The 6,469-nt window shown below is 37.0% G+C and carries 5 protein-coding genes; 1 reads left to right on the forward strand and 4 read right to left on the reverse strand.

The features are described from left to right. The first annotated feature begins 12 nt into the window (after positions 1-12). Positions 13-1,233: a HEAT repeat domain-containing protein gene (locus DSM106972_RS34305; protein ID WP_127084889.1), complete on the forward strand. Its 1,221-nt coding sequence runs from the start codon at positions 13-15 to the stop codon at positions 1,231-1,233. 317 nt (positions 1,234-1,550) lie between these two features. Here the strand turns inward: DSM106972_RS34305 and DSM106972_RS34310 are convergent, their stop codons facing one another. From DSM106972_RS34310 to DSM106972_RS34325, 4 genes are all read right to left on the reverse strand, one after another. Continuing rightward, on the reverse strand, positions 1,551-3,167 hold the full coding sequence (locus DSM106972_RS34310) for an AAA family ATPase (protein ID WP_127084890.1): 1,617 nt from the start codon (positions 3,165-3,167) through the stop codon (positions 1,551-1,553). Positions 3,168-3,207: 40 nt separating this feature from the next. Next, a complete protein-coding gene (locus DSM106972_RS34315) occupies positions 3,208-4,545 on the reverse strand; it encodes a hypothetical protein (RefSeq protein WP_127084891.1) in 1,338 nt (445 codons plus the stop codon). Then, a complete protein-coding gene (locus tag DSM106972_RS34320) occupies positions 4,545-4,874 on the reverse strand; it encodes a hypothetical protein (protein ID WP_127084892.1) in 330 nt (109 codons plus the stop codon). The genes DSM106972_RS34315 and DSM106972_RS34320 overlap by 1 nt, the downstream gene beginning before the upstream one ends. Positions 4,875-4,886: 12 nt before the next feature. Next, positions 4,887-6,469 (reverse strand): type IV secretory system conjugative DNA transfer family protein (locus tag DSM106972_RS34325; RefSeq protein WP_233787949.1); only part of this gene is annotated, 1,583 nt, incomplete at its 5' end.

Genomic DNA, 6,469 nt, shown 5'->3' on the forward strand with positions numbered 1-6,469 from the left:
TGAGAGTAAATTATGTCAAAAAGGCAACCTGGAGAATTTGATGCTGTGATTGGAGGAGAAATAACGCCTCCTATGGGTGGTATGGTTTTAGGAGGAATTCAAAGCGTTAAAAATAGATTAAAAAGTGCAGCAGCCTTTGACATGAGAATTGTAGCACTTGAGGATGCGATGAATTATGGAGATGAGGGTTTGGATTTGGTGATTGAATCCTTGGATGATTCTTCGCTAGTAGTGCAAATGTATGCAGCTAGTCTACTAGGTCAAAGCGAAAGCAAAAAAGCAAAGCAAGCTTTAATAAATTATAATCCTTGGCTGATATTTACTAAATTAGAAGACTGGAAAGTAAAACATTTCCATCCTAAAATTCGTCTTTCAAATCCAATTAATACAGCTTACATTGTTCAAAGTAAGAAACAACTACAAGATTTGATACAAGATTATAATTGTCAGAGTTTAAAAGTCTTAAGATGCCACATAGAAGATATAAATTTATATCGTCGTAAACATTCACAACAATTTTTCCAAGATATTGCTGAAGCAAAAGATTTATTGCCCAATCTTAAAGCGTTATTTATTGGAGATACTAAAGAAGACTCGTTAATGTCATCTCAAGTATATATTTATAACATTCTTCCAATTCTTAAAGCTTATTCTAACTTAGAACTACTAAAAGTTAGAGGTAAAATTGATAATGAAAACTTTTTAAAATTAGATTTTGAAAAGCATAAAAAAGCTAATATAGTTAATGAAAACTTAGTTATAAAAAAAGTATTTAGACACATTCACTTGAAATCATTCATTATTGAAGCATATGATTTGTCGGAGTCAAATATAAATAAAATTTTTAACTTGAGCTTGCCATCTTTAGAATATCTTGAGTTACAAGTTTATGGTAGACTAGATATTGATAGTTGGAGTAGCTTACTCAATAAAACATTTCCTAATTTACTTTATTTGGGAATAATTAATAGCTGTAACACCAATGCAATTCTTAAAGCTTTAATCGAATCACCAATCATCGATACTTTAAAAGTATTAAACCTATCTCAAGGTGACTTAAGAACCCTTGAAGATATTGATTTACTTAAATCTGCAAAGTTTAATCAATTATACACTTTAAATATTTCTAGAAATTGTTTGAAACAAAATATGCTTGAAAAGTTGAATTACCTCGAATGTCAAGTAATTGCAGATTCACAAGAATCTTATCGTTATTACTCGTTATGTGAGTGAATGATAAAATTGCAATAATTAATACTTTTACTTCTCAAGCTATTCAAGCTATTGGACATTAGCGAGCTAGTTTGATAAAAAAGATTAGATGAATAGTTTTTAAAAATTAAGTTAATATCACTTAAGTTAGCCCCAGCTAATTCATCAGAGCCTTCAATGTAGACATTGCTAAAATCTCTTTCCCCTTTCTGATATCTTTCTAACAATTCACTTGCTTCAATCAATTCTTTGCTCATACACTTCAATCTCTCGTATGTTTAAACACATGATATCTCTATAGTTTGCAAAACTTAGGATTTTAGCAGTGGTTAAAATATTTAGTTGTGAACTTCGCCCCAAAAAGAGGTTATGACAGGTGCAAACTCGGAGACATCGGGACTTGAAGCTGGTTGACAAAAATATTTAGCTTTATTCTCAATAGCTAAAATTCTATCAGTGTCGCGCATGTACAAAGGCACTATCTTATCTCGTTGTTCCAAAAGTTCTACCAACCCTATTTTCATTTCTTGTTTCTGATGAAACAACGCACGCGCTGCTTTTTCGACCATCCGTGCAAGTTCTGCTCCTGTGCAATTAAGTGTTTTATTAAGAATTATTCGCCATTCTTTCTCGGTTAACGGGTCATCATGAGTGTAACGCTCATCAAATCTTGCTAAATGCGTTGTCAATATTTCTTTACGCTCAATAGCTTGAGGGAAACCTACGTAAAATATCTCATCAAATCTTCCTACCCTGGTTAGCTCTGGGGGTAGCGCGTCAAGTCGGTTAAGAGTTGCAACTACAAAAGTTGCGCTCGTTTTCTCCTGTAACCAAGTTAGCAGCGTTCCTAAAATCTGCCGTGAGCCAATATCTTCACCTGACTCGTTCGATGCAGCAAATAACTTATCAAACTCGTCGAAGTAAAGAACGATGGGAGCGCAAGCTTCGACACGTCCAAGTAATCTTTTCAGATAATTGGCGCCACCAGCCAAAACTGCTGCTGTATCAACGCTGACTAAGGGAAAACCCAAATTTTTAGCACTGACATGTGCTGCTAAAGTTTTCCCTGTTCCTGGTGGCCCCACTAACAAGCAACCTTTGGGAAGGGGAATATTGGCGCCTCTTGCATCAGGTAAAAAGTCCTGTTTCACTTGAGCGATAAACTTTTTGAGCAAGTCCAAACCACCAAAGTCATGCACATCTGGCTTGCCGAAAAAATTTAAGTTGAAGGAATGGAAGCGACCAATTTTGTATGAGAGTAAATTTTCGGCTATAGAATCAGTATTTATCTTCTCTCCAGAACGGACTGCTATGGCTAACCCTAAATTAATCTCCTCAACTGTCAACCCAGAAGCAATATTAACAAAATCAGAAACGTTAAGCTTTGTATACGATTTGCCAAGCAATTTTTGTAAAGATTGCGTAATTATATCATGTATCTTGTCAATAGATGGTAAGGGAGTTGAAAGGGTTGGAATCAAACTACTCAAAGATTGCGGTAGTTCTACATCTTCAGTTGCTAAAATCACTAAATATTTTGATTGATTACTGTTTTTCAAGTACTCATATAGGTTGATTAAATGCGAGACAATTTTAGTTGAATTGCAATTACAGTATTGTTTGAAACTAGTGCTAATCAAAGATGGTAGATTTTCAAGAATATAAATTCCATCCGATTGGCTTTCTAATAAAAAATCAAAAGCTGTAAAAATAGTTCCATTTTCCGGTTGCAAATTATTTTCATATGGAGAGAATATTATTGTACTTGATAAATCACACTTGACCTGATTAAAATAACCCCAACCTTCATTCCATAAATAAAGAGGAAGATTTTTAGACGCTGCACATTGATAGTAAATATGTGTCAGTACAGTGATGCGTTCCTGTACTGGAGCATTTACACATATAATTTTGCTACCAGAATCGATTAATAAGTCTAAGTCAGATAATTTCATGGTCTAAAATGGTGATGGTTTGGATATTACGAGCGTCAATTTATCTTGATAATTGGTTATTTGCGGCTTTTTGTGATTGAGTAGTGCTTGCTTCTTGTTGTCTACGAGCAGGTTGCAGCTTAGGTAAAATTTGCTCAAAATAAATTAAATCTCGTTCGCTCATATTAGTTTTGAGTTGCCCTCCAGATTTCTCCAACAACGTACCGCGTCCATCTTTAGCATAGATGCTTACTTTTCCATCTGGACTAGCTTGCCATGTATAAGAAAATACGCCATCGATTTTTACTTCTTTTTGTTGAGCAACGGCGTATTGAACAAGAGCATTGGTAATTTTCTCAACACGCGCGAAATATTCAGCTTCTTGTTTGCCAACAGGAGCGAACGATGCAGGGATAGGTTCATTTCGTTCAAAAGAGTGTTGCAAAGCGTTAATATTTTTCAGATGTACACTTTCTAAATCACCTTGTTCGACTTTTACGCCGTTGGGAGTTGAGCGAAACTTCATGATTGAGGCGCCTGTAGCTAACTCATTAACTTCATACAAAGAGCCGTTACGGGAAATTTGATAATCACCCGCTTGGTATTGATTAGCTCCTGGCTGTGCTTGGAGGTCAAATAAATCTTTAAGAGTTGTAGCGATATTACGTTTGTCTGAGTTATCTTTATACTCACGTACACTCATTTTCATTGCAGAACCAATACTATTTAATACAGTTACCATATTATTAATACTTTGCTGCCACCATGAAGTATTTTGTGGTTGCTGTAACCTTCTTTGAATCAACTCTTGATATTGATTACGCTCTTCCTGTAATGCTTTAATTTCTGCTTGCAACTGTTGGATAGATGTATTGAGTAAAGTTTTTAATGGGCTATCCTCTAACGCTTTAAGTGATTGTGTTACGCGCGTTGACCCTGGAGTGATGGTAATAATTTGTTGATTATCTGTTGGCGCCTGATTTTCATTATTACGCGCTGTTTGAGATTCTCTTGTTTGAACAGCTTCTTGCTGTAATAAAGTATTTACTACAACTTTTCCGTTTTCATCAGACTGTAAAACAACTTGCCCATCTAGTTCAACCCTCTTATTTGCTGCTCCTTCTACAACATCCCCTACTTTCGCTGCACGCAATTGTTGCAGTTCGATAATAATATCAGGGTTAAGAAGCTGTCCAGAGAAAGATGAAACTTCATCACGAAATTGATTCCCCTCTCGTCCGTAAATCAGCCTGTCATTATCAAATATTTGCAAGCCCTGTTTGTCGTTATTTTTCTCTTTGGCATCAAGTAAAGTTCTTAACAATGCTTCGATGACTTGCTCGTAATGCTGTTGAATTACCTTTGCATCGCTTGCTTCGACTGTAAATATATCCGGCATTATAATAGCCCTCCTAGTACAGATGTCAAGAGTTTGAATCGATTAATAAGTACCTCTGAACCCACATAAAAAACCATTAATTCTCCATCAATGAACCAAGCAGTAAAATCACTCTTTTCTTCAACAGTGCGAGTGCATTCATAAGCAAACTTACCTTGAACTTTTCCAGCTAACAAACCATGTTGGTCAAAGACTTCAATAATATGTGGATAATAATCACCATCTATAGGCGCCTTATCAATGGTTTCAAGAACTATTTGTAACCATTCAGGGTAGCGTGATAAAACTGAGAAAACTTCTTGATTAGAATCAAGTTGTAAAAGTTGCACTATATTTTCCTCCTAAAAAACATTTGCTAATTCTTCTGGAGATGGCAGAGAATTAGATTGAGATGGCACTGGGAATAATTTCTCTGCTAACTCACGACGCTCTAAAAATTGTTGTGAACGTTCAGAATCACTAATTCTCGCTTCATTATTTTGAATTAATCTATGAAGTACAAAATTCCACTTTTCCTCTGACCAATTCATTTCAGCAATATCAGCAGCAGGAACTTTTACTTTTTGCAGTAGAGGAATATATGCTTCACTAGCGCGCGTGTAAGCTGGGTTAATAATCACAGCTTTACCAGTACCCATCTTGGCAAACTGTGCTGGCTCTAATAAATGCCGTTTTTGATGATGGTCGTTGCTGCTATGAGAACCACCCCCTTTCCCAGTACTGCGGGACTTAGAGCTAAACTTAATCTCCATTTCCCCCAAATAGTCGCTAAACAACTTTGCAGATTCCGGGTCTTGAGGGTTAAAAATAAACTTGGTTGCAGTACCTCCTAAAATAGCTCGTGCTAACTCTTTGCCGTAGACTTTCTCAAGCTGGGCGATGTTTTGATATCCCAAAATACCTACAAATCCATCCTCTCTATTTTCATTCAGCCAATTTACCAATGCTGGTAAGTAAAGAGTTGGTAATTCATCTAACGCCACCACCAAAGGGTCAATACGTGGTATTGTGCGCGATACGTTGCGTGTAACAATCATATGCAAGATAGCAGCCAACAGTGGACCAACAATATCTCGGTTATTTCTATCTAACCCAAACACAATTAACTGCTTGCCATCCAAATCCAACGGCAGCGTTGTTTTACCGCAGAAGGCGCCGACATAATCACGTTTGAGGAAACGTTGAAACATCCTTTGTGCTGTACCGATGATAGATGCAGCCGTCTTTTCTGAGTCCTTAACACTGATTAATTGCGAAAGCGGGCGCGAAGTCCATACTTTCAGCTTTTCAATTGAGGCAGCTTCCAGACGCGCAGGTAGATTTGGCAAAGATAAAATCGCCTGTGCCATCATCAAATCACAGTATTTTTCTTCCCCAGTTAGAGTTTTAATTGCCTTGGTAACAAGTAAAATACCTTCAACCAAGGAGTCTCCCGCTTCCTCAAAGAACTTATCACTACTAACATTACCCCCACGGTCAAAGTTACGCGAAATTACCTGCGTAAGCTGCCCTGCTGCAATTGCGTCTTCCTCATCTGCTAGCAAATCTAAAGGATTACAAGTCTCACTTTCTGGAAAACCTGGTGCAAAAATACGCACAGTATAACCTCGTTTCATGGCGTAAGCTACAGCCCGTTTGGTTTGAGCGGGAAACTTAAAATCATAAAGGCACATCGGAAAACCCTGGTCAAAAGCGCTACGAATTAAAGGGTCTATCACCGAAAAAGTTTTACCCGAACCAGCGGCGCCGATAACAGCTACACCTCGTTGAGCATCAGGGACATATAAAGTATGATTAGACGAAAAAAACTTATTAAAACTGTTCCCATTTGTTTGTGTTTGAAGTAATCCGAGACGGCGCCATTCAGCATTTAAACGAGTACGCATTTGTGAAGGAGTACCAACATATAGTGCAACAGAGTTAC

Source organism: Dulcicalothrix desertica PCC 7102 (assembly GCF_003991905.1).
Taxonomy (GTDB): Bacteria; Cyanobacteriota; Cyanobacteriia; order Cyanobacteriales; family Nostocaceae; genus Dulcicalothrix; species Dulcicalothrix desertica.